Origin of the sequence: Devosia sp., from assembly GCF_028290625.1 — a bacterium.
GTDB lineage: Bacteria > Pseudomonadota > Alphaproteobacteria > Rhizobiales > Devosiaceae > Devosia.
Genome location: NZ_JAQGJM010000022.1, coordinates 88,164 through 113,663 on the forward strand (window position 1 = coordinate 88,164; position 25,500 = coordinate 113,663).

The 25,500-nt window shown below is 64.0% G+C and carries 25 protein-coding genes and 1 pseudogene; 15 read left to right on the plus strand and 11 right to left on the minus strand.

Going from position 1 to position 25,500, the window contains the following annotated elements; all coding sequences use genetic code 11:
* Positions 1-50: 50 nt before the first annotated feature.
* The gene (locus tag JWR51_RS12530) at positions 51-926 is read right to left on the minus strand and encodes an SDR family oxidoreductase (RefSeq protein WP_299747867.1); all 876 of its coding nucleotides are present in this window, start codon (positions 924-926) and stop codon (positions 51-53) included.
* 125 nt (positions 927-1,051) lie between these two features.
* On the opposite strand from JWR51_RS12530, the gene JWR51_RS12535 reads away from it, so the two are divergent.
* From JWR51_RS12535 to JWR51_RS12555, 5 genes are all read left to right on the plus strand, one after another.
* Positions 1,052-2,002 (plus strand): AraC family transcriptional regulator, encoded by a 951-nt coding sequence (locus JWR51_RS12535; protein WP_299747869.1) that lies wholly within the window; start codon positions 1,052-1,054, stop codon positions 2,000-2,002.
* A gap of 157 nt (positions 2,003-2,159) precedes the next feature.
* A complete protein-coding gene (locus tag JWR51_RS12540; RefSeq protein WP_299747871.1) occupies positions 2,160-2,615 on the plus strand; it encodes a MarR family transcriptional regulator in 456 nt (151 codons plus the stop codon).
* The gene (locus JWR51_RS12545; protein ID WP_299747873.1) at positions 2,612-4,267 is read left to right on the plus strand and encodes an MFS transporter; all 1,656 of its coding nucleotides are present in this window, start codon (positions 2,612-2,614) and stop codon (positions 4,265-4,267) included. The genes JWR51_RS12540 and JWR51_RS12545 overlap by 4 nt, the downstream gene beginning before the upstream one ends.
* 20 nt (positions 4,268-4,287) lie before the next feature.
* Positions 4,288-5,358, plus strand: coding sequence for an HlyD family secretion protein (locus JWR51_RS12550; protein WP_299747875.1), 1,071 nt, complete (start codon positions 4,288-4,290; stop codon positions 5,356-5,358).
* A 78-nt stretch (positions 5,359-5,436) separates the two neighbouring features.
* Entirely contained in the window at positions 5,437-6,528 is a 1,092-nt protein-coding gene (locus tag JWR51_RS12555) for a LacI family DNA-binding transcriptional regulator (protein ID WP_299747877.1), read from the plus strand.
* On the opposite strand, the gene JWR51_RS12560 is transcribed toward JWR51_RS12555, so the two are convergent.
* Positions 6,525-7,547: a LacI family DNA-binding transcriptional regulator gene (locus tag JWR51_RS12560; protein WP_299747879.1), complete on the minus strand. Its 1,023-nt coding sequence runs from the start codon at positions 7,545-7,547 to the stop codon at positions 6,525-6,527. The genes JWR51_RS12555 and JWR51_RS12560 overlap by 4 nt on opposite strands.
* A 156-nt stretch (positions 7,548-7,703) precedes the next feature.
* On the opposite strand from JWR51_RS12560, the gene JWR51_RS12565 reads away from it, so the two are divergent.
* From JWR51_RS12565 to JWR51_RS12585, 5 genes are all read left to right on the plus strand, one after another.
* Positions 7,704-10,475, plus strand: coding sequence for a glycoside hydrolase family 2 TIM barrel-domain containing protein (locus JWR51_RS12565; RefSeq protein WP_299747881.1), 2,772 nt, complete (start codon positions 7,704-7,706; stop codon positions 10,473-10,475).
* Between the two features lie 243 nt (positions 10,476-10,718).
* Positions 10,719-11,795, plus strand: a complete 1,077-nt coding sequence (gene ugpC, locus JWR51_RS12570; RefSeq protein ID WP_299747883.1) for a sn-glycerol-3-phosphate ABC transporter ATP-binding protein UgpC — start codon at positions 10,719-10,721, stop codon at positions 11,793-11,795.
* Positions 11,796-11,895: 100 nt separating this feature from the next.
* Positions 11,896-13,170, plus strand: coding sequence for an ABC transporter substrate-binding protein (locus JWR51_RS12575; protein WP_299747885.1), 1,275 nt, complete (start codon positions 11,896-11,898; stop codon positions 13,168-13,170).
* A gap of 158 nt (positions 13,171-13,328) precedes the next feature.
* Positions 13,329-14,210, plus strand: a complete 882-nt coding sequence (locus tag JWR51_RS12580) for a sugar ABC transporter permease (protein ID WP_299747887.1) — start codon at positions 13,329-13,331, stop codon at positions 14,208-14,210.
* Positions 14,207-15,088 (plus strand): carbohydrate ABC transporter permease, encoded by an 882-nt coding sequence (locus tag JWR51_RS12585; protein WP_299747889.1) that lies wholly within the window; start codon positions 14,207-14,209, stop codon positions 15,086-15,088. The genes JWR51_RS12580 and JWR51_RS12585 overlap by 4 nt, the downstream gene beginning before the upstream one ends.
* Here the strand turns inward: JWR51_RS12585 and JWR51_RS12590 are convergent.
* The gene (locus JWR51_RS12590; protein ID WP_299747891.1) at positions 15,025-15,384 is read right to left on the minus strand and encodes a hypothetical protein; all 360 of its coding nucleotides are present in this window, start codon (positions 15,382-15,384) and stop codon (positions 15,025-15,027) included. The genes JWR51_RS12585 and JWR51_RS12590 overlap by 64 nt on opposite strands.
* A gap of 130 nt (positions 15,385-15,514) precedes the next feature.
* Between JWR51_RS12590 and JWR51_RS24040 the strand changes: the two are divergent.
* Positions 15,515-15,682, plus strand: a pseudogene (locus tag JWR51_RS24040) (transposase); the annotation flags it as partial.
* Positions 15,683-15,747: 65 nt separating this feature from the next.
* Here JWR51_RS24040 and JWR51_RS12595 read toward each other — a convergent pair.
* On the minus strand, positions 15,748-16,008 hold the full coding sequence (locus JWR51_RS12595; RefSeq protein WP_299747893.1) for a hypothetical protein: 261 nt from the start codon (positions 16,006-16,008) through the stop codon (positions 15,748-15,750).
* Between the two features lie 115 nt (positions 16,009-16,123).
* Entirely contained in the window at positions 16,124-16,342 is a 219-nt protein-coding gene (locus JWR51_RS12600; protein WP_299747895.1) for a hypothetical protein, read from the minus strand.
* A gap of 129 nt (positions 16,343-16,471) precedes the next feature.
* Here JWR51_RS12600 and JWR51_RS12605 point away from each other — a divergent pair, with 129 nt between their 5' ends.
* From JWR51_RS12605 to JWR51_RS12615, 3 genes are all read left to right on the plus strand, one after another.
* The gene (locus tag JWR51_RS12605; protein ID WP_299747896.1) at positions 16,472-16,990 is read left to right on the plus strand and encodes a MarR family transcriptional regulator; all 519 of its coding nucleotides are present in this window, start codon (positions 16,472-16,474) and stop codon (positions 16,988-16,990) included.
* 315 nt (positions 16,991-17,305) lie between these two features.
* Entirely contained in the window at positions 17,306-17,743 is a 438-nt protein-coding gene (locus JWR51_RS12610; RefSeq protein ID WP_299747898.1) for a gluconate 2-dehydrogenase subunit 3 family protein, read from the plus strand.
* Positions 17,733-19,379 (plus strand): GMC family oxidoreductase, encoded by a 1,647-nt coding sequence (locus JWR51_RS12615; RefSeq protein ID WP_299747901.1) that lies wholly within the window; start codon positions 17,733-17,735, stop codon positions 19,377-19,379. Before JWR51_RS12610 ends, JWR51_RS12615 begins: the two co-directional genes overlap by 11 nt.
* A gap of 13 nt (positions 19,380-19,392) precedes the next feature.
* On the opposite strand, the gene JWR51_RS12620 is transcribed toward JWR51_RS12615, so the two are convergent.
* From JWR51_RS12620 to JWR51_RS12630, 3 genes are read right to left on the minus strand one after another with little or no spacing between them, the layout of a single operon-like run.
* Complete coding sequence (locus JWR51_RS12620) at positions 19,393-20,583, minus strand: FAD-dependent monooxygenase (protein WP_299747903.1); 1,191 nt, start codon at positions 20,581-20,583, stop codon at positions 19,393-19,395.
* Positions 20,583-21,290: a class I SAM-dependent methyltransferase gene (locus tag JWR51_RS12625; RefSeq protein ID WP_299747905.1), complete on the minus strand. Its 708-nt coding sequence runs from the start codon at positions 21,288-21,290 to the stop codon at positions 20,583-20,585. Before JWR51_RS12625 ends, JWR51_RS12620 begins: the two co-directional genes overlap by 1 nt.
* On the minus strand, positions 21,290-22,375 hold the full coding sequence (locus JWR51_RS12630) for a type III polyketide synthase (protein WP_299747907.1): 1,086 nt from the start codon (positions 22,373-22,375) through the stop codon (positions 21,290-21,292). Before JWR51_RS12630 ends, JWR51_RS12625 begins: the two co-directional genes overlap by 1 nt.
* A 364-nt stretch (positions 22,376-22,739) precedes the next feature.
* On the opposite strand from JWR51_RS12630, the gene chrA reads away from it, so the two are divergent.
* On the plus strand, positions 22,740-23,963 hold the full coding sequence (chrA, locus tag JWR51_RS12635) for a chromate efflux transporter (RefSeq protein ID WP_299747909.1): 1,224 nt from the start codon (positions 22,740-22,742) through the stop codon (positions 23,961-23,963).
* A gap of 14 nt (positions 23,964-23,977) precedes the next feature.
* Here the strand turns inward: chrA and arsC are convergent, their stop codons facing one another.
* The 3 genes from arsC to JWR51_RS12650 are packed head-to-tail and all read right to left on the minus strand — an operon-like array spanning position 23,978 to position 25,417.
* A complete protein-coding gene (arsC, locus tag JWR51_RS12640) occupies positions 23,978-24,379 on the minus strand; it encodes an arsenate reductase (glutaredoxin) (protein ID WP_299747912.1) in 402 nt (133 codons plus the stop codon).
* Positions 24,376-25,065 carry an MIP/aquaporin family protein gene (locus JWR51_RS12645; protein ID WP_299747914.1) on the minus strand — a complete coding sequence of 230 codons (690 nt, stop codon included), beginning with the start codon at positions 25,063-25,065 and terminating at the stop codon, positions 24,376-24,378. Before JWR51_RS12645 ends, arsC begins: the two co-directional genes overlap by 4 nt.
* Positions 25,058-25,417, minus strand: a complete 360-nt coding sequence (locus tag JWR51_RS12650; RefSeq protein WP_299747951.1) for a metalloregulator ArsR/SmtB family transcription factor — start codon at positions 25,415-25,417, stop codon at positions 25,058-25,060. Before JWR51_RS12650 ends, JWR51_RS12645 begins: the two co-directional genes overlap by 8 nt.
* Positions 25,418-25,500 lie beyond the last annotated feature (83 nt).

The following is a 25,500-nucleotide window of genomic DNA, read 5'->3' on the forward strand; positions in this document are numbered from 1 at the left end:
CGGAACCCGACCGGCATACGCTGGGGGTCCTCGACCCCCAGCCAACGCCTTCATTGCTCGAAATAATACCCCGGCTCAAGATCGGCCAGCAGCCCCGGCTGCATCGGCTTCCACCCCAGCGCCGCCTGCGTCTTGGCGCTCGAGTTGGGAACATCGATGCCCGCAAACCGCGCCAGGAAACCAAAATGCTCCGGCGCTTCCTCCGGCGTCTTGGCCACGACCGGCACATTTAACTGCCGCCCGATCACCTCGGCTATGCTCCGGAACGGCACGCCTTCGTCGCCGACCCCGTGATACCACGCCTCCGCGGCGCCTTTCTCCAGCGCCAGCCGGAACAGGCTTGCCGCATCCAGCCGGTGCACCGTCGGCCAGCGGTTAAGCCCCTCCTCGATATAAGCCGAAACGCCCTTCTCGCGTGCCGACGCAATGATCATCGGCACGAAACCATGATCGCCCTGCCCATGCACCGACGGCGGCAGCCGCACCACCGACACCCGCACACCCTGCGCCGCCATATCCGCAGCCGCCGCCTCCGTGGTCAGCCGCGGATGCGCGGTGAAATCGGGCGCACGCTGGCCTTCCTGCAAGAATCCTGTCCCCGCCGTCACGATCAGCGGCCGGTCGGAGCCGACCAGCGCGGAACCCAGCGCCTCGATAATTCCCCGGTCCGCCGCGCAATTGTCGAGATAAGTCGCAAAATTGTGGTTGAACGCCGTATGGATCACCCCGTCCGCCGCCGCCGCGCCCTGGCGCAGGCTATCGAGGTCTTCGAGCGAGCCGCGATGCACCGCGGCACCCGCCGCGATCAGCGACGCCGCTGCCGCATCCGAGCGCGCCAACCCCACCACCTCATGCCCCGCCGCGATCAGCTCATTGACCGTGACCGAGCCCACAAACCCGTTCCCGCCCGTAACAAATATCCGCATCGTCCGTCTCCTTCGCACCGTTCCGGGCCACCTCAGCCGCCCGTTGATGCCACCATAGGTGCTGGAGAAAATACGAACTATGCTGTAAAGTCCGCCATATCTTCGCAATCGTCCAGGAATACCGCATGGACCCGCTGTCCGACGTGCTTTCGCTGCTCAAGCCACGCAGCTATATCTCGGCCGGTTTCGACGCCGGCGGCGACTGGGCGATCCACTTTCCCCGCAATGCCGGCATCAAGTGTTATGCCGTCGTCTCCGGGCAATGCTGGCTCTCCGTCGACGACGTGCCCGAGCCGGTCCTGCTACAAGGCGGCGACTGTTTCCTTTTGCCGGGCGGGCGGCCGTTCCGCCTCGCCAGCGACCTGGCACTGCCATCGGTCGAGGCCGAGGCAGTGTTTGCTGCCGCGCGCGAGGGAGGCATCGCCCGCCACAATGGTGGCGGCGAATTCTTCCTCGTCGGCAGCCGCTTCGTGCTGAGTGGCAATGCCGGCATTCTCCTCGGCATGCTGCCGCCCATCGTCCATATCCGCAAGGAAGCCGACCAGGCGGCCCTGCGCTGGTCGGTCGAGCGCATGATGCAGGAGCTGCGCGAGCGGCAGCCGGGCGGCTTTCTGATGGCCGAACACCTGGCCCATATGATGCTGCTCCAGGCGCTGCGGTTACACATGGCCGAAGGCGGCGAGAACGGCGTGGGCTGGCTCTTCGCCCTCACCGACAAGCAGATGGGTGCGGCGATCAGCGCCATGCATGGCGACCCGGCTCGGCGCTGGACCCTGCAGACCCTGGCCGAAGTTACCGGCATGTCGCGCTCGAGCTTCGCCCTCAAGTTCAAGCAGACCGTCGGCACCTCCCCGCTGGATTATCTGACGCGCTGGCGCATGCTGCTGGCTGGCGACCGGCTGACCCATTCGGGCGACCCCACTTCGGTCATCGCCCTGTCGCTCGGCTACGAATCCGAAAGCGCCTTCAGCACCGCCTTCAAGCGCGTCATGGGCGCCTCGCCGCGCCACTACGGCCGCCGCCAGAATTTTACGCCCTTGTCACCTGGCGACGCCCAGACCGCAGTCGCTCCGTGATTTTCGCGCCAACGGTTTAAGGCAGCGGATCGGCCTCTCACATCCTAACGCATTCCAGCCATGCGGATTTTCGCATCGACAGCCGGCATGACCATGCGTATTGGATCATGATTAGTAGCGCACTATCTATTTCTGCGCTAACCAATCGGAAATCCCAGTGCTGAAAAACCTGTTTATCGCCGCCCGCGAGCTGGGGACCGAATTCGACGCTCAGCTCAAGGGCCTTGGGCTGACCTCGGCGCGGGTGCGTGTACTCCTGCTGCTGGCCCGTTCGCCGGGCGGTATGACCCAGGCCAGCATAGCCGATCGCCTGCGCGTCGAACCCCCCACCGCCGTGCGCATCCTCGATGGCCTCGAAGCCCTGGGCCACATCCGCCGGCTGCCAATGCCCAATGATCGGCGCGCCAAGATGGTCGAACTGACCGCGACCGGCGAGCCTTTGGCACGACAGGCCGGCCTCGCCAGCGATCGGATTGAGCTGGTCTTGCTCGATGGCCTCGACCCCGCCGATATCGCCGCGACCGACCGCGTCCTCGCCTCCCTCATCACCCGGATCGAGGCCCTGAAGTCCGCCGATCTGTCCACCGCCGCGGCGCCCAAGCAGCTATCATGAGCGACACCAGCATTCCGGCCCTTGCCGAGGCCGCAAAGCCCGAACCCGTACCCGCGGCCCCGCCCGCGCCGCCTCCCTTCGTGCCAAAACCGGTGTTCTGGTCGGCGATCTATGCCCTGAGCTCGGTCCTGCTCGGCATCACCCAGGGGCTTGGCCTCAACCTGATCACCGCCAATCTGCCCGGCCTGCAGGCCTCGTTTGGCGCCACCCAGCAGGAAATGGGCTGGCTGCCGGCCGCCTATTTCGCCACCAACATGGCCGGCACCATTTTCATGTTCAAGGTGCGCAGTCAGTTCGGCCTGCGCCGCTTCGCCGAAATCGGCATCCTGGTCTATGTGGTGGTGGTAATCGCCCATCTGTTCAGTCACGACCTGCAATCGGCAATCCTCGTCCGCGCCATCATGGGCGTGGCTGCGGCGCCGCTAAGCACGCTGGCCTTTTTCTACATGCTGGAATGGCTGCCCCCGGCAAAAAAGATGAGCGTCGGTATCTGCTTCGGCATGCTGGGCAGCAGCATGGCCCTGCCTTTGGCTCGTGTAATCTCGCCCGACCTGCTGCAATTGGGCGATTGGCAGGGGCTGTATCTGGTGGAAGTCGGCCTGGCGCTGCTCAGCCTGGGCGTGGTCTTCACCCTGCCGCTGACGCATCCGCCGCGCATGAAAGTCTTCGACCGCGACGACATCATCAGCTTTCCGCTCCTGACCGCGGCCTTTGCGTGTTTCGCCATCGTGCTGTCGATGGGGCGCGCCTACTGGTGGTTCGAGGCGCCGTGGCTCGGCGTCCTGCTCGCGCTCGGCATCGGCAGCCTGGCGCTGCTGGTACTGGTGGAACTGCACCGCAAGAACCCCATCATGGACCTGCGCTGGCTATCGAGTCGCGACATGCTGACCTTTGCGGGCGCGCTTGTGGTGTTTCGCCTCCTGCTCTCGGAGCAGTCGGTGGGCGTGTTCGGGCTGTTCACCGTGCTCAATATGCAGAACGATCAACTGATCCCAATTTTCGGTGTCATCGGCGTCGCCACCTTCGCCGCGACAGCCGTGCTCAGCATGGTGATCAAGCCCGCCCGCACCCCCGCAATCCACCTGGTGGCCCTGATCCTGATCGCCATCGCCTGCTGGCTCGATGCGCAAAGCACGGCCCTCAGCCGCCCCGAGCAGTTCTATCTCAGCCAAGGCCTGATTGGCATTGCCAGCGGGCTCTTCCTGCCGCCGGCGCTGCTGAACGGCTTCACGAAGGCATTGGCCCGTGGACCGCAATTCATCCTGTCGTTTCTCACGGTCTTTATCGCCACACAGACCTTTGGGGGCATTCTGGGCAGCGCGGTATTCACCACCTTCGTGGCGATCCGCGAGCAGTTCCATTCCAATGTCATCAGCCAGGGCATCACCATGCTCGATCCGGTGGTGGCGCAGCGCATCCAGCTCTATGGCGGCGTCTATGCGCGCGTCCTGACCGATCCGGCCCAGCGCGACGCCAGAGGGCTGGCGCTGCTCGGCCAGTCGGCGACCCAGCAGGCCAATATCCTGGCCTATAACGATCTGTTCCTCGTCATCTTCTTCGCCACCCTGCTCACCATCGTGGCCCTGTTGTTCCAAATGCTGCTGACGGCGCTCAACCAGCCCGCCGCGCCCGTCGCCGCCGCAGCGGCCTAACGTCCCCCGAAAGAATTCGTATGCGTATCAAAGAACTCGTCCTCTCCAAGGCAACAATTCCTGTCCTGCTCGCCGCCATCCTGGGCATCGGGGCCGTGCTCTATGCCTGGCAATTGCCGCCCTTCACCTCCACGGTGCAGACCACCAACAATGCCTTCATCAAGGGCAAGGTCACGCTCATCGCGCCCCAGCTCCCCGGCTATGTGGTTGCGGTGCCGGTGAGCGACTACCAGCACGTTGCCAAGGGCGATGTGCTGGTGCAGCTCGATGATCGCATCTACCTGCAGCAGATCGCCCAAGCCGAAGCGACGCTGCAGCAGCAGGAAAACGTGCTGGCCAATTTCGAGCAGAACCACGCCTCCAAGCAGGCCAGCGTCGATCTCGCTAATGCCCAATTGGTGGCGGCCGAGGCGGCTCTCGCCAATGCCCAATCGGCCTCCAATCGCAGTGATTCCCTGCTAGCATCGGGCATCTCACCGCAATCCGCTGCCGACGTGGTTCGCCAGGCGCTGGTGCAGGCCCAGTCCACCGTCGCCCAAGCGCAAGCTTCCCTGAGTATTGCGCAGCAAAACCTAGCGCTGGTGGATGCTGGCCTGCCCGCGCTCCAAGGCGCGGTCAAGGGCGCCCAGGCGACCGTGGAACTCGCCCGCATCAACCTGAGCAATACCAAGATCGTCGCGCCGGTCGATGGCACCCTCGGCGAAGTCACCGCGCGGGTCGGCCAATATGTGTCGGTAGGCAGCCAGCTCACCTCGGTGACCCCGCCCAATACCTGGGTGATCGCCAATTTCAAGGAAACCCAGATGTTCGGCATCGCCGTCGGGCAGGAAGTCAGCTTCACCGTCGATGCGCTCAATCACGCCCGCCTCGCCGGACATATCTCGGAAATCTCCCCCGCCGCCGGCTCCGAGTTCAGCGTCCTCAAGCCCGATAACGCCACCGGCAACTACACCAAGATCGCCCAGCGCATCCCGGTCCGCATCGAGATCGACGCCGACCAGCCCCTGAGCACCAGCCTGCTGCCCGGCATGTCGGTGGAAGTGGCCGTCGATACCGCGCTGACCGGCAGAACCATTCCAGCCAAATCATAGGTGAACATGGCTTGCTAATATGAATTAGTTTTTGATACCTATTAGCTGACCTGCCTTCCAACCCGCATTGGGCCCTGCATGCCGCGGCATACCGAAACCACTGTAGCTGCCGCGGGGTCCGCCCGCGGCATTCGGGCGGAGCGGGCTCGGCGTATCACCATGACGGACGTGGCGCGCGAGGCTGGATGCTCGCAGGCGACGGTGTCGTTCGTGCTGAACAGCGCGCCGGGCATCAAGCTGTCGGCGGAGACGCGGCAGCGCGTTTTCGATTCGGCGCGGCGTCTTGGTTATATTGCGCCCCTGAGCGGCGCCTCGCTCAAGCGCGAGACGGCGGTTCCCCGCGTCGGATTCGTGGTGGATCAATTGGCCACCAGCCCCGAGGCGGCGGTGGCGATCGATGGCGCCCACACGGCGGCGCGTTCGAACGGCATGATCGTCATGGTCGCCCAAACCTCAAACGATCCCGAGACCCAGGCGGAAGTGGTCCGCGCCTTCGTCGACCAGGGGATTTCGTGCCTGGTCTACATGACCATTTTCACCCGCGAGGTCGAACTTCCCCCAGAGATCCTGGCGCTCGATGTGCCGGTCTTTCTGCTGAATTGCTATACCGAGAAGCAATCGCACCCCGCGGTCGTGCCCAGCGAGATCGCCGGCGGCCAGCGCAGCACCCGCCATCTTGTCGATCACGGCCACCGGCGTATCGCCACCATTACGGGCGAAATCTGGATGGAAGCGGCCCAGGATCGCCTCAAGGGCTACCGCCGCGCGCTCGCCACCGCCGACATTCCGTTCGATCCCGCTTTGGTGGTCGAAGGCAATTGGTCGGCCAGCGCCGGCTACGAGGCCACGCGCAAATTGCTGGCTCTGCCCGAACCGCCCACGGCCATCTTCTGCCAGAACGACCGCACCGCCATCGGCTGCTACGAGGCGCTCAAGGAGGCCGGGCTCGATATCCCGCGCGACATGTCGGTGATCGGCTATGACGACGAGGAAATCTCGCGCCACCTGCATCCGCGCCTGACCACCTCGATACTGCCGCATCGCGGCATGGGCCAGTGGATCATCGAACAATTCGGCGAAACCACCCCCGCCACGCAGCGCTTTCCCATCACCAAGCTCGAATGCCCACTGGTCGAGCGTGATTCGGTCGCAGCGCCGCGCAAAGCCTAGCTATTGGGTCGAGCGACGGATCCACGCTCAACAAACTCGCACTCGATCTTGATCTTTTGCAGCCGCTCGTCCTGGTCGGCGCTGTCATAGCCATCGAGCAATTGTCCGACGGCCCACCGCGCCATTTCGTCATGCGGCAGCACCATGGTGGACAGGCCCGGATCGAGGAACCCCGACAGATCCTCGTCGTCAAAGCCCATGATGGAAACGTCCTGCGGAATGCGCAGGCCCAGTGACTGCGCCGCCTGATAGCAACCGATCGCCATGCGGTCGTTGAAGCAGAACACCGCCGTTGGCCGATCGGGTCGCGACAGCAGCGCCAGCGCCCGCTCGCGCCCATGCCGCAAGGTCCAGCCGCCCAGCGACACAAGGGTTTCATCCACCAGCACCTGCCAATCGGTCATGGCCTGGCGGAAGCCATGCTCACGATCAACCGACGCTTCGATAAAGCTTTCACCCGCTAGGTGGGCGATGCGGCGATGCCCCGCCTTGAGTAGTGCCTCGGTCGCCACATAGCCACCCACAATGTCGCCCGGCACGACGGTTGGATAGCGCAATTTGCGCTCATAGCAATTGAGCAGCACCAGCGGCAGGGCCGAGAACATCTCGGGCACCACCAACTGGCGCGTGATCAATGACGTGTAGATCACCCCGATGGTCTTTTGCGAGACCAGCAGGTCGATGGCGGCCTGTTCGAGCGCCGGATCGCTTCGGGTGCAGAACGTCGCCACGCTCACATCCTGCAACGCCGCCTCGTCCCGCGCGCCCTCGATGAACTGCGCCGAAAATGGTGTGGTCGACACTTCGTCGATAAACAGCCCGATCACCCGCTTGCGGCCCTCGGGCACCGGATGGGCCTTGCCGCGGCGATAGCCCAACGTCTCGGCTGCATCCAGAACGCGCCGCCGCGTCGCCTTGGATATCCGCGCATTGGGCACGCCGTTGAGCACCAGCGACACCGTCGCCTGCGACACACCCGCCAGTTCGCCCACTTCGAGCATGGTCGCGCGCTTTTCCATCGGCACGGGCCCTCATTTGCGTTCACTCTTGAGTCCCACTTAGCCGAATGCGCTAGCGAATGGCTAACGGATTGCGTCGCGAATTGACCCCCTTGCCAGACCGGTGCGGTCGCCATATGCTGATAATAATATAACTAATATTGCTGAGGGTGGAGAATGAACGGTACGAGCCTGGCCAGAGCCGAGGATGCAAATTCGGCTTCGCGCCGCAGCCTGTCGCTGGATGGCGTCTGGCGCTTCCGCCACGAGGACGGCCCCTGGCGCGATGCGCATGTGCCCGGTCCCTGGCAGGCCGAATTCTCCGATCTCGTCGATACCAGCGGCCATGCTGTCTACCAGCGTAGCTTCAGCGTGCCCGAAGGCTGGGGCCAACAGGAGCTGGCGCTCAAGTTCGGCGCCGTCAGCTATTTCTGCGAAGTCCTGCTCAATGGCGAAACCATCGGCACCCATGAGGGCGCCTATCTGCCGTTCGAATTCGTGCTGCCGACGCGCCTGCTCAAGGCCAGCAACCAGATCGAAGTGCGGGTCACCATGCCCACGGCCGATCAGCGCGCCTATCCGGATTTCCCGTTCGGCGAAGTGCCCCATGGTAAGATCAGCTGGTATGGCCGCATCGGCGGCCTCTGGCAGTCGGTAACGCTGGAAGCCCGCGACAGCCGTCGCACCCAGGATGTCATCATCACCGCCGGCATGGACGGCACGGTCAATCTTGATCTCGCCTTCACCGATGCTGCCGCTGGCCTCCCGGTCCAACTCACCGTGCTCGACGCCGATGGCGCCACGGTCGCCATCGGCGATGTGACCGCCGCCGCGAGCGTCTCGGCCTCGCTCCCCGTCGCCAATGCCAAGCTCTGGTCCCCCGAGGCTCCCAATCTCTATTCGCTGATCGTCGATCTCGATGACGGCACCGACCGCGCCACCCACACTTTCGGCTTCCGCACCATCGAAGCCAAAGGTGGCCAACTGCTGCTCAATGGCGAGCCGATCTACATGCGCGGCGCGCTCGACCAGGACTACTATCCCGATGGCATCTACACGCCTCCGTCGTTGGAATTTCTCGAGGACCAGGCGCGAAAAGCCAAGCATCTCGGCCTGAACCTGCTGCGCTGCCACATCAAGGTGCCGGACCCGCGCTATTACGAAGTCGCCGATCGCTTCGGGCTCCTCGTCTGGACCGAAATCCCGAACGTCGCCAACTTCACCACCAAGTCCGCCCAGCGCATGCGCGACACCATGACGGGCATCCTGAAACGCGACCGCAACCATCCCTCGATCATCGCCTGGACGATCATCAACGAGGACTGGGGCACCCGCATGCTCGAAAATGCCGAGCATCGGGGTTGGGTCAAGGACACCTATGATTGGCTGAAGGCCAAGGACCCGACCCGTCTGGTGGTGGACAACTCGGCCTGCTTTCCCAATTTCCACGTCAAGACCGACCTCAACGACTACCACTATTACCGCTCGGTGCCCGAGCGGCGGCAGGAGTGGGACGATATCACCGCCCAGTTCGCCGCCGGCGCCGATTGGACCTTCTCCTCCCTGGGAGACGCCGAGCGCCGGGGCGATGAGCCACTCATTGTCTCGGAGTTCGGCGTTTGGGGCCTTCCTGATCCAGCTAAGTTGCGCCGTCCCGATGGCAGCGAGCCCGACTGGTTCGAGACCGGCTCGCTCTGGGGCGATGGCGTTGCCCTGCCCCACGGCATCGAGGAGCGTTTCGCCGCGCTCGACCTGCACCGCACCTTCGGCTCGTTCGACGGCTTCATCACCGCGGTGCAGTGGTATCAGTTCATGAACCTGCGCTACGAAATCGAGACCATGCGCCAGCATGCCTCGATCATGGGCTACGTGATCACCGAATTCACCGACGTGCATTGGGAGGCCAATGGCCTGCTGGATATCGAGCGCAATCCGCGCGTCTTCCACGACGTCTTCGCCCAGATCAACAATGACATCGTCATCGTGCCGCGCCCGTTGCGCTATTCGGCCTATGCGGGCACCAGCCTGCCCGTCGACGTCACCATTGCGAGCGGCGGCCAGACCATTCCGGCCGGCGCCCAACTGAGCTGGAGCGGCGACCTCTCGGGTTCGACGGCCATTGCCGCTAGCGGCAAGGTCTCGACCACGCAGACCGCGCTCAATCTGGCCATTCCGGCTGGAAACGAAAACCGCATCCTGCACCTCGATTTCGTGCTGAGCGCCAACGGCGCCGAGCTGGCCCGCAACAGCCTCGATATCTCGGTCTATGCCAGCCGCCAGACGGCGTCCTTGCCCACCCTCGCTATAGCCGACGCCAAACTGGCTGCTTACGCGACCGGCCTCGGCTATCGCGTCGTGTCTGCCGAGCAAGCCGATGTTCACCTCGTCCACGCTGTCGATGGCGCCGATGTGGAAGCCATCAAGGCCGGCGCCCGCTACGCCATCCTGGCCGACGGCACGGTCAAGACCAACAATAACCTGCGCACCGACATGCCCGATGGCGAACTGCCCCACCGCAGCATCGTCGCCGATGGCAAAAAATTCCGCGCCAGTGTCGAGCAGCACCTGCCCGGCATTAGCCTGGTCGAGCGCGACGGCACCATCTATCGCGGCGACTGGATCGCCGGCTTCTCCTGGGTGCGTCGCGATGGTCCCTTCGCCAATATTCCGGGCGGCCCGATCTTCGATCTCTCGTTCTCCGATGTGGTGCCGCATCACCTGCTGACCGGTTTCCGCCCCTGGGAATTCGGCTCCAACGTGCATGCCGGCATCGTCGTCGGCTGGGTGCACAAGGCCGCCGCCATCATCGGCGAAAAACGCGTCGGCCGCGGCGGCGTCGTCGCCACAACGTTCCGGCTGACGCGGGAGACGGCGGGTGCAGATCCGGTTGCGGCGGCGCTGTTCGATGGTGTGGTGCAGACGGCCAAGGAATTGCAGGTGGATCGGTAGGCCTCGCGCAGAGGTCTCGACTTCCCTTCTCCCCTTGCGGGAGAAGGTGCCCCGTAGGGGCGGATGAGGGGTATCGGGGCTCAGGTTCCGGCACCCAAGCATGGGAGGGCACAAACCCCTCACCCTGCAATTTCTTCTGAACGAAGAAATTGCGGTCCCTCTCCCGCAAGGGGCGAGGGGAAGCAAGAGCCGATTGGCCGGAAGACAGCGGAGCTGCGCTGGCCCACATGAGGAGGAACCAAGATGGCCGATATCGTCCTGTCCGAGGTCAGCAAGTCCTATGGCGCCGTGAGCGTGCTCGAGCGGGTCTCGATGCACATCAAGTCCGGCGAGTTCATCGTTTTCCTTGGCCCCTCGGGCTGCGGCAAGTCCACCCTGCTGCGCATGATCGCGGGTCTCGAGGAGGTCAATGACGGCGAAATCCGCATCGGCGAGCGCCGCGTCGATCAGCTTCCGCCCGGCCAGCGCGGCGTCGCCATGGTGTTCCAGAATTACGCGCTCTATCCGCACATGACCGTGCGCGAAAACATGAGTTTTGGCCTGCAGAATGTGGGCACCGACAAGGCCGAGATCGGCCGCCGCGTCGATGAAGCCGCCCGCATGCTCGAAATCACCGCTTTGCTCGAACGCCGTCCAGCCCAGCTTTCGGGCGGCCAGCGCCAGCGCGTCGCCATCGGCCGCGCCATCGTGCGCGAACCGGCCGCATTTCTGCTCGATGAGCCACTATCCAATCTCGACGCGAGCCTGCGCGTCCGCACCAGGGTGGAATTGGCGCAACTGCACCAGCGCCTCAAGACCACGATGATCTTCGTCACCCACGACCAGATCGAGGCCATGACGCTGGCCGACCGCATCGTGGTGATGAACAACCGAAAGATCGAGCAGATCGGCACGCCGATGGAGGTCTATTCCCGGCCCGCCAGCCGGTTCGTCGCAGCCTTTGTGGGTTCTCCGGCGATGAATTTCATGCCCGTCACCGCCTTGGCCGAGCAAAACGGCCGCGCCGTCGTCACCACCGGCGGCTCGGTGATCGTCACCAATATTGCCAGTGCCGGCCTGCCCAGCGGCGAACTTACCTTCGGCGTCCGCCCCGACGCCCTGCGGGTCGCCCCCAATGGCAGCTTCTCCGGCACCATCGAATTGATCGAACGCCTGGGCGACCGCACCCTGCTGCATGTCCGCCTGCTCGACGGCTCGCTGGTCGTCGCCGAGGACGTCGGCAAGAGCCAGTTGCAGACCGGCTCACCGGTCTCGCTCGCCGCCGATGGCGACGGCACGCATCTCTTCGATGCGGCGGGAGTGGCCTACCACGCCGATTGAGGTCGGCATCCAGTTTCCGGCGGTGCGCTTACCAGGCTCAATGCGACGCACCGCCCGACCGACAAGCCGCATAGAGCAAAACCAAATGGGAGGAATACGCATGAGAAAATCAATACGACGCCTCGCCCTGGCCTCGACGGCCTTCTTCGCGCTCGCCACCGGCGCCATGGCGCAGCAGACCGTGGTCTGGTGGGACTTTTTGGCCGGCGGTGACGGCGTGCGCATGAAGGCGCTGATCGACGGCTTCAACAAGGAGCACGAAGGCCAGATCACCATCGAAGGCACGACCCTCGAGTGGGGTACCCCCTTCTACACCAAGCTGCAGACCTCCTCGGCCATCGGCGAAGGTCCCGATATCGCCACCTATCACCTGTCGCGCATTCCGCTCGCGGTCGATAGCGGCACCCTGTCGCCCATCACCGATGAAGAATTGGCCGCCGTCGGCCTAGCGGATGACCAGTTCACCCCGGCCGCCGCCGAAGCCGCCAAGGTCGATGGCACGCGCTATGCCGTGCCCTTCGATCAGCATGGCCTGATCCTCTATTACAACAAGGCCATGCTGGCTGCGGAAGGCTATATTGGCGACGATGGCCTGCCCAAGGGCCTCGACGGCATGGAGAACTTCGAGGCCGCTTTGGCCAAGTTCACCCATGACGACCAAGTTGGCCTCTCCATGCCGACCGGCGACCGCTACCGCGCCGTCTACTCCTTCTTCGGCCAGCAGGGCGGCACCATGTTTGACGCCGATGCCGGCGGGTTCTTCCCCACCGACGAGGATCTGGCCAAGCTGACCACCGCGACTGCCACCATGGCCCGCTGGGTCGAAAAGGGCTGGACGCCCAAGCAGATCGAATCTCCCGCCGCGCTCGCCACCTTCACCTCCGGCAAGGCCGCGTTCTTCATCATGGGCAATTGGGAAGTCCCCACCATGACCGATCTGAACGCCAAGGGCGAACTGTTCGATTGGGGCGCAGTGCAGCTCCCCGTGCTGTTCGACAAGTCGGCCGCCTGGTCTGACTCGCACGCCTTCGTCATCCCCGCCAATGCCGGCAAGGAAGCCGATCCGGAGAAGCGCGCTGCCGTGCTCCAGGTCATCAAGTGGATGGACGAGCACTCCATCTCCTGGGCCGGTGCCGGCCATATCCCGGCCTTCAACGCGGTGCGTGACAGTGCCGAGTTCAAGGCCCTGAAGCCTCAGTCCGACTATGCGGGCTTCGCCGCTACCGCCGTCTTCGATCCGCGCACGATCCTGGCTGGTCCCGCCGCGCCCTTGGGCGACGCCTGGACCAACTACATCGTGCCCGCCACCTCGGGCGAAATCGACCCCGCCGAAGCCGCCACGCAGATGCGCGACGACTTGAACGGGCAGCTCTAGAGCTGGCGGCCTTACCCCCACCTATCCTCCCCCTGACAGGGGGAGGAACCGGGCGGTGTGTGAGGCAATATCGAGTTCAAACAACGAAATGGCTCCTCCCCCTTCAGGGGGAGGTTGGGTGGGGGTGACTGGTGCCCCGATACCGTGGAGAGACCATCATGCTCAGGGACAGGCGCAAGGAATATCTGGCCGCGGCGGTTCTCGTCGGCCCGTTTGTCGTCATCTATGGCGCGCTGTTCGTCTGGCCGACGATCCAGATGCTGATCATGAGCTTCACCGATGCGCCCCTGATCGGCCCCGGCGACTGGGTCGGCTTCAAGAACTATGTTCGCATCCTGACCCACAAGCTGTTCAGCGCCGCGTTCCTCAACACTGCCTATTTCGTCCTGCTGACGGTCATCCCCAATACGCTGGTGTCGCTAGCCATCGCCATGGCGGTCAACCGGCTCAAGGGCTGGAAACAGGGCTTCGTGATGGCCTGCTTCTTCCTGCCCTATATCCTGCCCGTCTCGGTGGTGTTCCTCACCTGGAACTGGATCATCGACGTGCAATACGGCATGATTCAATATCTTGTGCGCCCCTTCAATGGCGGCCAGGGACTGTCACTGACGCGCACCATTCCGTTCTTCATGCCCACCGTCGCCGTCGTCACCATCTGGTGGACGCTGGGCTTCAACGTGCTGCTGTTCATCGCCGGGCTGCGCAATGTCTCGCCCGAGATTTACGAGGCCGCCGCGCTCGACAATGCCGGCCGTTGGCGCCAGTTCAGCCGCATCACCTGGCCGCTGATCTGGCCGGTGACCGCGCTGGTGCTGACCATCCAGCTTATCGCCCAGCTCAAGATTTTCGACCAGGTCTACCTGTTCTCGATCGGCGGGCGGCAGGACGCCACCATCGTGCTGGTGCAATACATCTACAAAGCCGCCTTCCAGCAGAACAAGGGCGGCGAGGCCGCCGCCGCCTCGGTGATCCTCTTCGGCATGATCATCGTGCTCTCCGTCCTCCAATATCAATTGCTCCGTGCCCGAGGTGAGAAATGAGCGCCGACGCCATTCCCCAAAGCCGCGCCATCCCAGATCGCGTCCGCCGCGACCGCGCCATCGATGTCGGCGGGTTGATCCTCTCCGCCATCACCATCGTGTTTGCCCTCGCGGCCTTTTTCCCGATCTATTGGGCGGTCATCACCTCGTTCAAATCCGAGAGCGAAGTCATCGCCAGCGGCCTGTCGCTCTGGCCAAAACGCCTCAATATCGAGGCCTACCAGCACATCTGGAACAATACGCGGATCGGCTACTGGTACATCAATTCGCTGGTGACCTCGGCGCTGATCACCGCCATCGTCATCGTCAGTTCGGCCGGCTGCGCCTATGCGCTGAGCCAGCTCGATTTCCCCGGCCGGCGGGTCATCTACGTGCTGATCCTGGCCTGCTTCATGGTCCCCATGCAGGCGCTGATCGTCAATCATTTCGTCCTGATGGCACAGTTCAAGCTGCTCAACACCTGGCCCGGCATCATCTTGCCGCAGCTGATCGTTCCGGTGGTGATCATCGTCTACAAGCAGTTCTTCGACTCGGTGCCCAAGGAATACCGGGAGGCCGCGCAGATGGACAGCGCCGGCCCGTTCAAGATCCTGTTCCGCATCTACCTGCCGATGAACTGGGGCATTACCAGCGCCCTTGCCATCATCACCTTCATCGGTGCCTGGAATGCGTTCCTGTGGCCCTTCCTCGCCGCCACCGGTGAAGCCACCATGACGGTCCCGGTCGGCATCACCCAGGTCAAGGACGCCTATGGCATTGTCTATGCCCGCCTGATGGCCTCCGCCGTCATGGCCGGCCTGCCCGTGGCCGTCGTCTACCTGCTGTTCCAGCGCCGCGTCACCCAGGCCATCATGCTATCCGCCGGGGTCAAGGGATAACCATCGCCACTCGGCGCCGGACCAGCCGGCGCCGAAAATGACAGTTTACTTGTGTCGACCGAATAGGTCATCGGCGGCGCGCTGATCGGCGATCCGAGGTTGACGCTCCACAGCACATCCAGCGTATCGACATCCATGGCCTCGAACGCGCCGTCCATCTGGCTGGAGAACAGCAGGTGCCCGCTGTCGCCAGGGCGAGCAAGGGGCGGCGCTGGCGCTGTGGTCGAGGCGGACGAAACCTGCTTCGGCAAGACCGAAGAATAGCCGACCCATCGCACCAGCGGCGAACCCTTCAAGGCAAAGACCCGTCGCGGTCCTTCCGGCAAGCGCGCCGTGGTGGCTCTGGTGGAGCGTGGCGGCAACGTGCGCAGCCTCCATTGTAGACCGCGCCAACGTCTCTAACGTAGCGGCTACGTCGCTTCCAACGTCCTGCGCAAGACTGTCCTGAACACCGACGAAAGCCGCCTCTACACCAAGATTGGCACTGAGTTCGCCGCACACCAGACCGTCACCCACGGCGCCGACGAATATGTGCGCGGCGATGCCTACACCAACACCATCGAAGGCGTCAGCATCTTCAAGCGCGGCACGTGACAGAATCCCGGGCATCGTAAAGGTCTAACGCTTGCGGCGCAGCGCATACCGCATGGCAAAACTCGTTATTGCTTCGTCAGATGCCCGTCGAGCCAATCCGCAACGGTTTGGTTGATGACGCGCCGATAGTTACCTACTCCGGTTATTTCCAGAACAATGATCCCGTCATTATCGTCCAAGACGCCAACGTCCAGCAGCACGGCGATGACTTGGCTTGGCAGAAGTGGCGTGTCGATAATCCAGATGGATTGCAGGGGTTTGCAAAACTCGACGGCGCTGCGCAAGGCATCAAACAAACGGTCGTAACTGACAGTGTACCAAGCCATGCCTGACGCTCCAATTGAGAGCGCCAACGTCTGCCGAGTCTATGGGTTTGGTCAAAGACATAATCCCCACGGCAACCTATGGGAGATCGGGGTTGGGACCGCGCGCGTACAACCGCTAGTAGGACCCCGATACCTGGCGTCGGCCGGTTTGGGGTGGCTGCTGCAGGCTCTGCAACCGCTTGTCCATCGCTTCGGCTTCGGCGCTGGTGAAGCGCCCCCAGCGGAAGCCTTCGATAATGGCGTCGATCTCGGCCGTCCGCTGCCTCAGCTCAGCATCGGACTCTCCGGGAAACGGCTTGGTCTGGGTCTTTGACCACTTGTGATAGACGTTCATCTGCTTAAGCTGCGCCGCTGCTCGATATGCTCTCGCATGCTTTGTATCATGACATACAATGAGTGCCAGCATTTTGTATGTTACACTACGGCCCGGGAACGGGTCAGACGAGACGAGAAGGGACGCGCCGTGCCGCAGGACAGAATCGAAAGTGCCGGCGCCGAGGCCATCAGGCTGAAAACGCTGTCCAAGCCGGGTTATGTGGAGCACGAGGAACTGTTCTACCTGATCGTGGAGCTGTCCCGCCATATCAGCACCCAGTTCGACAAGCTGATGCTGCGGCACCGCCTGACCCACTCGCAGTGGTGGGCCTTGATGCACATCTACAAGCAGGAAGGCCTGACCCAGTCGGCCCTGGCCACATTGATGCAGATGGGCCGCGCATCGGCGGGCGCCCTCCTGGAAAAGCTCGCCGCCGCCGGCTGGATCGAGCGCCGCCCCGATCCCTCCGACAGCCGCGTCCGCCGCGTTTTCCTGACCCTGGCCGCCATTCCGGTCTTCGAACAGATGCAGGCCGAAGGCGAGACCCAGTTCAAGGTGTTCCTCAAGGGCGTGACCCTGGCCGAAGAACGCCAACTCATCGATGGCCTGCGCCGCATCCGCACAAATTCAGAACAGCACGACGCCAGCAGCGCCCTGGAAAGCTGAAACCGCGCGACCGCTCTGGGACATGGCGCCGGTCGGCTGGCTGCTCGACGAGAGCTGGGCGCCCGGCGTTCTCGTGCCCACGCTCATCCTAATCGACAATGCCACCTACGGCATTGACCGGGGCCATCCGGTGATGCGCTATGTCACCCGGCGACCACTGCGGAACGTGAACGGCAATCACGATTCACGTCCAGCAGCATGTCGGCTTGTGGGCCAGGGAGGCTTTCATGTGTAATGCCGGAAGCAAATGCACGCTCCGTATTATCGATGCGGCGCTGACGCTGCGCCCTCGCTTTGCCACGTCGGTCGCCCGTCATGGATGATACGGCCAAACCCGCAACCGCGACGCTTCTCGCGGTGATCGACAGGATCATCCCGGCCGACCAGGACCCCGGCGCGCTGGACCTGGGAACTGACCACTATGTCATGGCCCAATTGTCCAGTCAGGCAGGATTGGCGGCCTCGGTCTGGGCGGGCCTGGCACAGCTCGATGACCTTGCCGACACCCGTTTTAACGCTGTTTTTGCCAAGCTGACGGCCGAGCAGCAGGACGCGCTTATAGCCCTGCACCAGCAGGCAGACTGGTTTGCCGCCCTCGCCGAACTGACCGCCGAGGGTTTTTACGCCGACCCGGCCAATAGCGGCAATCGCGATGCCCTGTCCTGGCGCATGATCGGCTACCAACATCGCCTGCCCGAGGGTCCGAACGGACCGATGCCTAAGGCCGACATGGAGCCCGGCGATGCGCCTTGATTACGATTGCATCGTCGTGGGCGCCGGCGCGGCCGGCACCATCATCGCCGCACTCGTTGCGGAGGCGGGCAAGCGCGTCCTCCTGATCGAGCGCGGTCGCGAGATGTCTTATGCCGCCGACGGCCGGCGCGATCATCTGCGCAACCAGCGTCTGTCCCAGCACGGTCACAATGCCGGCCCCGACATCGACGGCAATCCGCGCGTGGTGGTCGCTCCCGATGGCACCGAGCGCGTCGTGCGGCCACACGAACCCGGCTACCATAACAATGCTGCGGCGGTGGGCAGCGGCACCGTGGTCTATGGAGCCCAGGCCTGGCGCTTCTTGCCCGATGATTTTCGCATGGCCAGCCGCTATGGCACTCCCCAGGGATCGTCCCTCACCGACTGGCCAATCGGCTATGCCGATCTCGCCCCCTTTTATGAGCAGGCCGAACAGCAGGTCGGCGCGGCAGGCGACAGCCACGGCAATCGCCATCAGGGTGCCCGAGGCGCCGATTATCCCATGCCGCCCGTGCCGCAACACAAGAGCGCAGCCGCCTTGCAGCAGGGCGCGGCGGCGCTCGGCATGAACAGTTTCACCCCACCCCTGCTCATCAATACGATCCCCCGCGCTGGCCGCGGCGCCTGTATCGGCTGCGGCTCCTGCGTGGGCTTCCCATGCCCGAGCAACGCCAAGAACGGCACGCAGAACACCATGCTGCCGCGAGCCCTTGCCACCGGCAATTGCCAATTGCTGCCCAATGCCATGGTCACCGCGATCGATACCGATGCCTCGGGCAAGGTGACGGGCGTGACCTTGGTCGCGGACGAGGGTGGCGCCCGACAGAGCCGCAGCGTCACGGCCCGCATGGTCGTCGTCAGCGGCGGTGCGATCGAGACCGCTCGCCTGCTCTTGCTGTCGCGTTCAGCGATGCATCCAGACGGCCTCGGAAACGCGCATGGTCAGGTCGGGCGGCATTTGCAGGGCCATTACTATCCCTCCGTCTATGGCTGGTTCGACCAGGACGTGCACGACGACGAGGGACCCGGCGTCACCATTGCGACGACCGATTTCAACCACGGCAATGATGGCGTGGTCGGCGGCGGTATGCTGGCCGACGACTTCATCATGCTGCCGGCCATCTTCTGGAAATCGGCGTTGCCCGCCGACCTGCCGCGTTGGGGCAGGCCAGCCAAGGATTTCATGCGCGATGGCTACCGCCGCGTATTGTCGATCAAAGGCCCGGTGCACGAAATCCCCAGCCCGGATGCACGTGTGTCGCTCGATGGCCGTGTTACCGATCGCTTCGGCCTGCCCGTGGTACGACTATCGGGCACCACGCACCCTGAAACCGTGCGCACCGCGAGCTTCATGTTCGAACGCGCGCATGACTGGATGGCGGCATCCGGCGCCACGCGGGTCTGGGGCCGCGCCCCCGTGCTGCAACTATCGGCCGGCCAACATCAGGCCGGCACCTGCCGCATGGGCGATGCACCCGAAGGCTCGGTTACGGACCAATGGGGCCGGGTCTGGGGGCACGACAACCTGTTCGTCTCCGACGCATCGCTGCACCCAACCAATGGCGGCTTCAACCCCGTACTGACGATCATGGCCCTGGCCTTCCGCAATGGCGCCCACATGGCTTCAAACCTTTAGTGCTTATGGGAGGTCATGCCGTGAACTCCGGGACACTTTTGGTTTTCCCGCTCAGGCGGGCCCCAAGAGCCAGGCTGGTGGGGAATTGGCTGATGAAGCGATGCATCAGGCTCGCACCATGGCTCGAAGTTGCGAGGCGCGAAAGGCCTGCCGCCAGCCGAATTCTGGTCGCGAACTGGTTGCGCCACGCCCGCGAATAGGCCCTCCCGGCCGCCGCTCGCGCATTGCTGTCCCAGTGGTCGAATTTTCCAAGCTGCGCCGCCAGGATCCAGCCGGATTGCAACGCCATGGCAATACCCTCCGCGATGATGGGATGGGACTCGCCGGCAACATTGCCGACGCGGAAGATATCATCCGCATAGGCCGGGCGAATGCCGGGGCGGATCGGCCCGGCGGCGAGCCAGCCTTCTGCCAGTTCAGCACCACGCAGGGCCTCATCCACGCCGGGGCAGAATTTCAGGATGTGGATGAACGTGGCTTCCGCCGCGCTGCTGCCGGGGCTCGCCTGGCGGGCCGCGGCCAGCGCATCGCGCCGGATGCAGAAGGAGAGCGACAGGCGATCACGGTCGGACCAGACCATGCCACCATAGCCGCCCGGAAACGCGATCAGCGGCATCAGGTCGCCTGGCAGCTTCGCCTTGAGGAAATGTGCCTTGAACCCCAGGAAGTCACGCGGCCGGTTAATCCTGGCGAAATTGCTCGACAGCTTTCCCGGCTCCCAGGAGCCATGCGCGGCGATCACCACGGGAGCATGCAATTGCCGCACGGCGCCCGCCGTTTCGATTGCCACGGTGGCCGCCGCGTGGCCGCGCACGATGTCGACCGCCCGGCAGGGCTGAAACACCGTCACGCCCGCGTCACTCGCCGCGTCCAGCAACAGGCCGTCCAATACGTCCCGCCCCAGCGCACGCCCAAAGGCTGTGCCCCGCCCCTGCGGCATAGGCGCTTCCACCGGCTCACCCGCGGCAAACAGCGCGACGCGCCTGACTTCGGGCCCCGCCTGCCTGCGAAATTCCGCGCCGACACCCAGCCGGTCGAGCAGATCGACATTGGTGGCAGAGGTGAACTCACCACACACCTTGCGGCGCGGAAACTCGCTGCGCTCCACGATCGCCACCGAGCGTCCCTGCTGCGCCAAACCGATGGCTGCCGCCGTGCCCGCGGGACCGGCGCCGATGATCACAGCATCGAAATGTGTGTCCATCAGCCTGTGCCGCGGGCCACGAAGGCATGGGTGAATGGCCCGACCCGGCATTCCTGAAACGTCGTTGCCGCTCCCCCTGGCCAAAGCCGGGACAGCTCGTCGCTGGCAAAACCGGCCCGCACGCTGGCCGCTGCATCATGCAGCGTCACCGCATTGGCGCCGATGGCGCGCAACCAGCCGGTACACCACAGGGCCAAGCCGCTCCGGCGCGGCTCGGTGGCCAAAAAGCATGACGTCAGCCTCGGCATGACGGACAGTAACTTCTCCAGCTCCAGGTCCTCGAAATGGTGCAGGAACAGATTGGCCGACACGGCATCGAAGACCTCGATTTCCGGCCTGTCGATCCAGTCGAACACATCGGCGACCACCGATTGCACCCGCCAGCCGAGAGCTGCGAATGCGGCTCGCACCTTGGGTGTCAGCAAATCGGCCTGGTCCAGCATTATCAGTTCGACATCGGGCCATTGTGGCGCCAGGCGACGGGCCACCGAGAGCATAAAGCGACCATCCCCCGCGCCAATCTCCAACAGGCGCAACGGCTTGCGCTCAAGATTGGCGCGCAGCAGGCGCGCCATGATGACGCTCTGGAACATTACCGCATTGACGCGTACCAGATCGCGCCGCGACGCCATGGCGCGCGGGTCGCTGACGGCCATTGTGTCGAGCAGCTCCGGCTTGATCAGCCGGTAAGACAGCGAGGTGCGCACTAGTGAGGCGTCCCAACCGCCTGGAACATCATGGTCTCAGCGGTCAGGCCGGGTCCGAATGCCATGGCGCAGCCAACGTCTCCCACAGTGGGATCGGCCAGCATGCGCTCCAGCACGAACATCACCGTTGCCGAGGACATGTTGCCGTTCTCGCGCAGCACGGCCCGCGATGGCATCAGCGCTTCGGGCGACAGGCCAAGCGCCCGCTCGACCGCGTCGAGGACCGATTTGCCGCCCGGATGCACCGCCCACAGATCGACATCGGCCACACTCTTATTGCCCAGGATCGTCCCGATGCCCGCGCTCAGCGTGTCATGAATGGCCGTCGGCACCTGACCCGACAGCACCATGTCGAAGCCATCGTCCCGTACGCTCCAGGTCATCAGTTCGCGGCTATCGGCTGCCACGATGGCGCGAAAGCTGTCCAGGCAGAATCCCACCGGCTCGGCGCTGACGATCGATGCCGCACAGCCATCGCCCCACAGACAGAACGACAGCAGCTTTTCAAGATCCGTGGTTTCCTTGAGATGCAGCGTGCACAGCTCGATATTGACGATCAGCACCCGCGCCTCGGGCTCGGAGCGGATTATGTGGCGCGCCTGCTTGAGCGCGTTGATGGCCGCATAGCACCCCATGAAGCCGATGATGGTCCGTTCGATCGAACTCGACAGGCCACATAGCGCAATGACTTCGAGATCAATGCCGGGGGCTGAAAACCCGGTGCAGGTCGTGACGATCAGGTGCGTGATGGCGCTACGATCCTCGCCATCGAGAACCTTTTCGACCGCCTGGCGCGCCAGTTCGGGAGCGGCTCCGGCAAACATGTCCATGCGCTTGGCCGTGCCGGGAAAGCCGCCGCGGGCGAAAACCCCGGCAAGATCGGTGCTGGCACCCTCCGGGTCGCTCGCCGGCTCGAAGCATGAGAACCGGTGCTCGATGCCGCCCTTGTCGGCCATGCGGTTGAAAATCGCCCGGCGACGCGGATCGCCGCTCAGCTGCGAGCTGGCAAAACCGATGAAGAACTGGTGGACATCGTTGGACGGCACCGCGGTCGCAATACGATTGAGATAGGCTTGAGCGGGCATGAGCAGTCCTCGATAAGGCCAAAATCGGCCGGTGGTCGCCATGACGCTGCGATGTGGCCGCGCTGCGGTGGCATCGCGGGATAGGGAGGACGGCTCAGCGGGCGGGCAAGGCATGCGCCGCAGCGTCGTCTCCCTATGATCTGGTGAAACACCTTCGCCAGTATATGCACCGCGATCAACACGATGATACTGGTTTGCCGAGCTTGTGAATGTGGCCGAACACCGGAGACATGATCCGGCCCAATACACCTAAGGGGCGGCATCAAATGGTCCCAAGCCAACGAGCGCTGTTGGCGCCGCCCGATGTCATCTGGAAGTTATCCAGCTCCTCTAATCACAGGCCGCACCCCGAAGGAAAATTGACATGACCGCGGACGCCGAAGCCTCCACACAGGGATCACTTCGCGAGATATTCTGCGTGTTTCTTCGACTGGGCCTCACCTCTTTTGGAGGACCGATCGCACATCTGGGTTATTTCCGCGACGAGCTGGTGGTGCGTCGCCGGTGGATCGACGAGGCCGGATATGCCGACCTCATTGCCTTGAGCCAGTTCTTGCCGGGACCAGCGTCGAGCAAGGTCGGGTTCACATTGGGGCTGCTGCGGGGCAATGGCCTTCTGGGCGGATTGGCCGCCTGGCTTGGCTTCACCATGCCGTCGGCCCTGATCCTGTTTGCCTTCGCGCTTGGCGCCGCGGCCTTTACGGGTCCCCTCAGCGAGGGACTGATCCACGGCCTCAAACTGGTTGCCGTCGCCGTCGTCGCGCAGGCCATCTGGGGCATGGCCAAGAACCTGACGCCCGATCGCGAACGGATCGGCATCGCCCTTGGGGCAGTCATCATCACCGTTCTGGCCAGCGGATCATTCGGTCAGGTCGCCGCAATAGTGCTGGGCGCATTGGCCGGCCTGTTGCTGTGCCGCTCGGCCGTGGTGCCGGTTACCAAGCATCTGAATTATCCCGTCACCCGCCGGGCCGGCGCGATTGCGCTTGTCCTGTTCGCCGCGCTGCTCATTGTCACGCCGGTTTTGGCGCACCTCACGGGCATCCGGGCGATCGCGGTATTCGATGCCTTTTATCGCTCCGGCGCCCTGGTCTTCGGCGGCGGCCATGTGCTTCTGCCTTTGTTGCAAGCCGAAGTGGTCGCACCGGGTTGGGTGACCAACGAAAGTTTCCTTGCCGGTTACGGCATGACGCAGGCCATGCCCGGGCCGCTCTTCACCTTTGCCGCCTATCTGGGCGCGCTAATGGGGCCGGGCTTGAACACAATTCTCGGCGCCTCGATTGCCCTGGTCGCCGTGTTCCTGCCCGGCGGCTTGCTGGCCTATGGCATTCTGCCCTTCTGGGACATGGTCCGGGCTCGCCCGCTCGCGCAAGCCGCCATGCGCGGCGCCAATGCGGGTGTCGTGGGCATCCTGGGCGCGGCCTTCTACAATCCAGTCTGGACGAGTGCGGTCCTGCTGCCCCTGGACTTCGCCCTCGCGCTGATCGGCTTCGTCCTGCTGACAACCTGGCGACTGCCGCCCTGGATGGTCGTGGTGTTTTTAGCCGCGGCCGGCGTGGTATCCAGCCTGATCCAGTCCGGCGTCTAGGCGGGTTCGGCGTTTCAGGCGACGATCACCTCGCCATCCTCCTTGGTGAAGGGGCCGATATCGGGATTGGGCAGGATCTCCAACACAACCTCGGACGGACGGCACAGCCGCACGCCCTTTGGCGTCACCACAATAGGCCGATTAAGGAGGATCGGATGCCCCTCGATCGCGTCGAGCAGCGCCTCGTCATCGAGAGCCGGATCGTCGAGACCAAGCGACGCAAACGGCGTGTCCTTCTGCCGGAGCGCCTGCCTTACGGTCAGCCCGGCCGCCGCAACCAGCTCCCTGATCTTGTCACGCGAGGGCGGGGTTTCGAGGTAGAGAATGACCTCGGGCTCCTCGCCGGATTGGCGGATCATCGCCAGCGTATTGCGCGACGTCCCGCAGTCGGGATTGTGGTAGATCGTGATCGTCATGGTGCAGCTTTCGGTTCGAGAGTTTCCGGTATCGGCGCGCGCAGCAGCCAGCTCATGAGAGCCAGCGCCGCCAATGCTCCGGCGAGTTGGGCGGCAATGAAGCCGGGCAGATCCAATGGGCGAATTCCCGAGAATGTGTCGGTCAAAGACCGCGCGATCGCCACGGCCGGATTGGCGAACGAGGTCGACGCCGTGAACCAGTAGGCGGCGGTAATGTAGAGCCCGACCAGCCAGGGCACGGCGGTCCGCCGAAAGTGCAAGCCAGCCAGAATGACGGCCACGAGGCCAAAGGCGGCGACGCCTTCGGACAACCACTGTGCCCCGCCGGTCCGGACCCTGGTCGAGGCCTGCAATAGCGGCAGCGCAAACATCGCATGGGCGAGGACAGTGCCCACAATGCCGCCAAGCACCTGCGCGGCCAAATAGCCGAGGGCATCTCGCGGTCGCAACTCCCGTCGGAGCGCCATGACCATGGAGACGGCGGGATTGAAATGCGCACCGGAAATCGGCCCCAATATGGTGATCAGCACCACCAGGATGGCGCCTGTCGCCAGCGTATTGGCCAGCAGCATCACGGCGACATCCGTCGTCAGCGATTGGGCCATGATGCCCGAGCCGACAACGGTCGCGACCAGGAGCCCCGTCCCCAGGGCTTCGGCGGTCAGACGCCTGGCCAGATCAGCCATCGATGGCCTCGACAACCGCAACGGGCGAACAGCAGTCGGTGGCCGCAGCCGGCGCGCAAACCTCGGGATGCCCCTGGCAGCAGTCCCGCATCAAAAACGCGACCAGACCAGACAGGCTCTCGTGATTTGCGCTGTAGATAATCGAGCGGGCGGCGCGGCGTGACTGCACCAGTCCGGCGCGCTCCAGGTGGGACAGGTGAAATGACGCACTCGAAGAGGACGCCCCCACCGCCTCGCCCACCGCACCAGCCGCCATGCCATCGGGGCCGGCAATGACCAGGGCACGGACCATCTGCAGGCGCGTTTCCTGGGACAATGCACCAAACGCATCTAGCGCTTGCTTTTCTTCCATCTGCATTTCAATATCTCAACGATCATTGAAATAAAGGTATCGCAACGTGACCACCAACGCCAGCGCATTGTCACCCAGGGAGT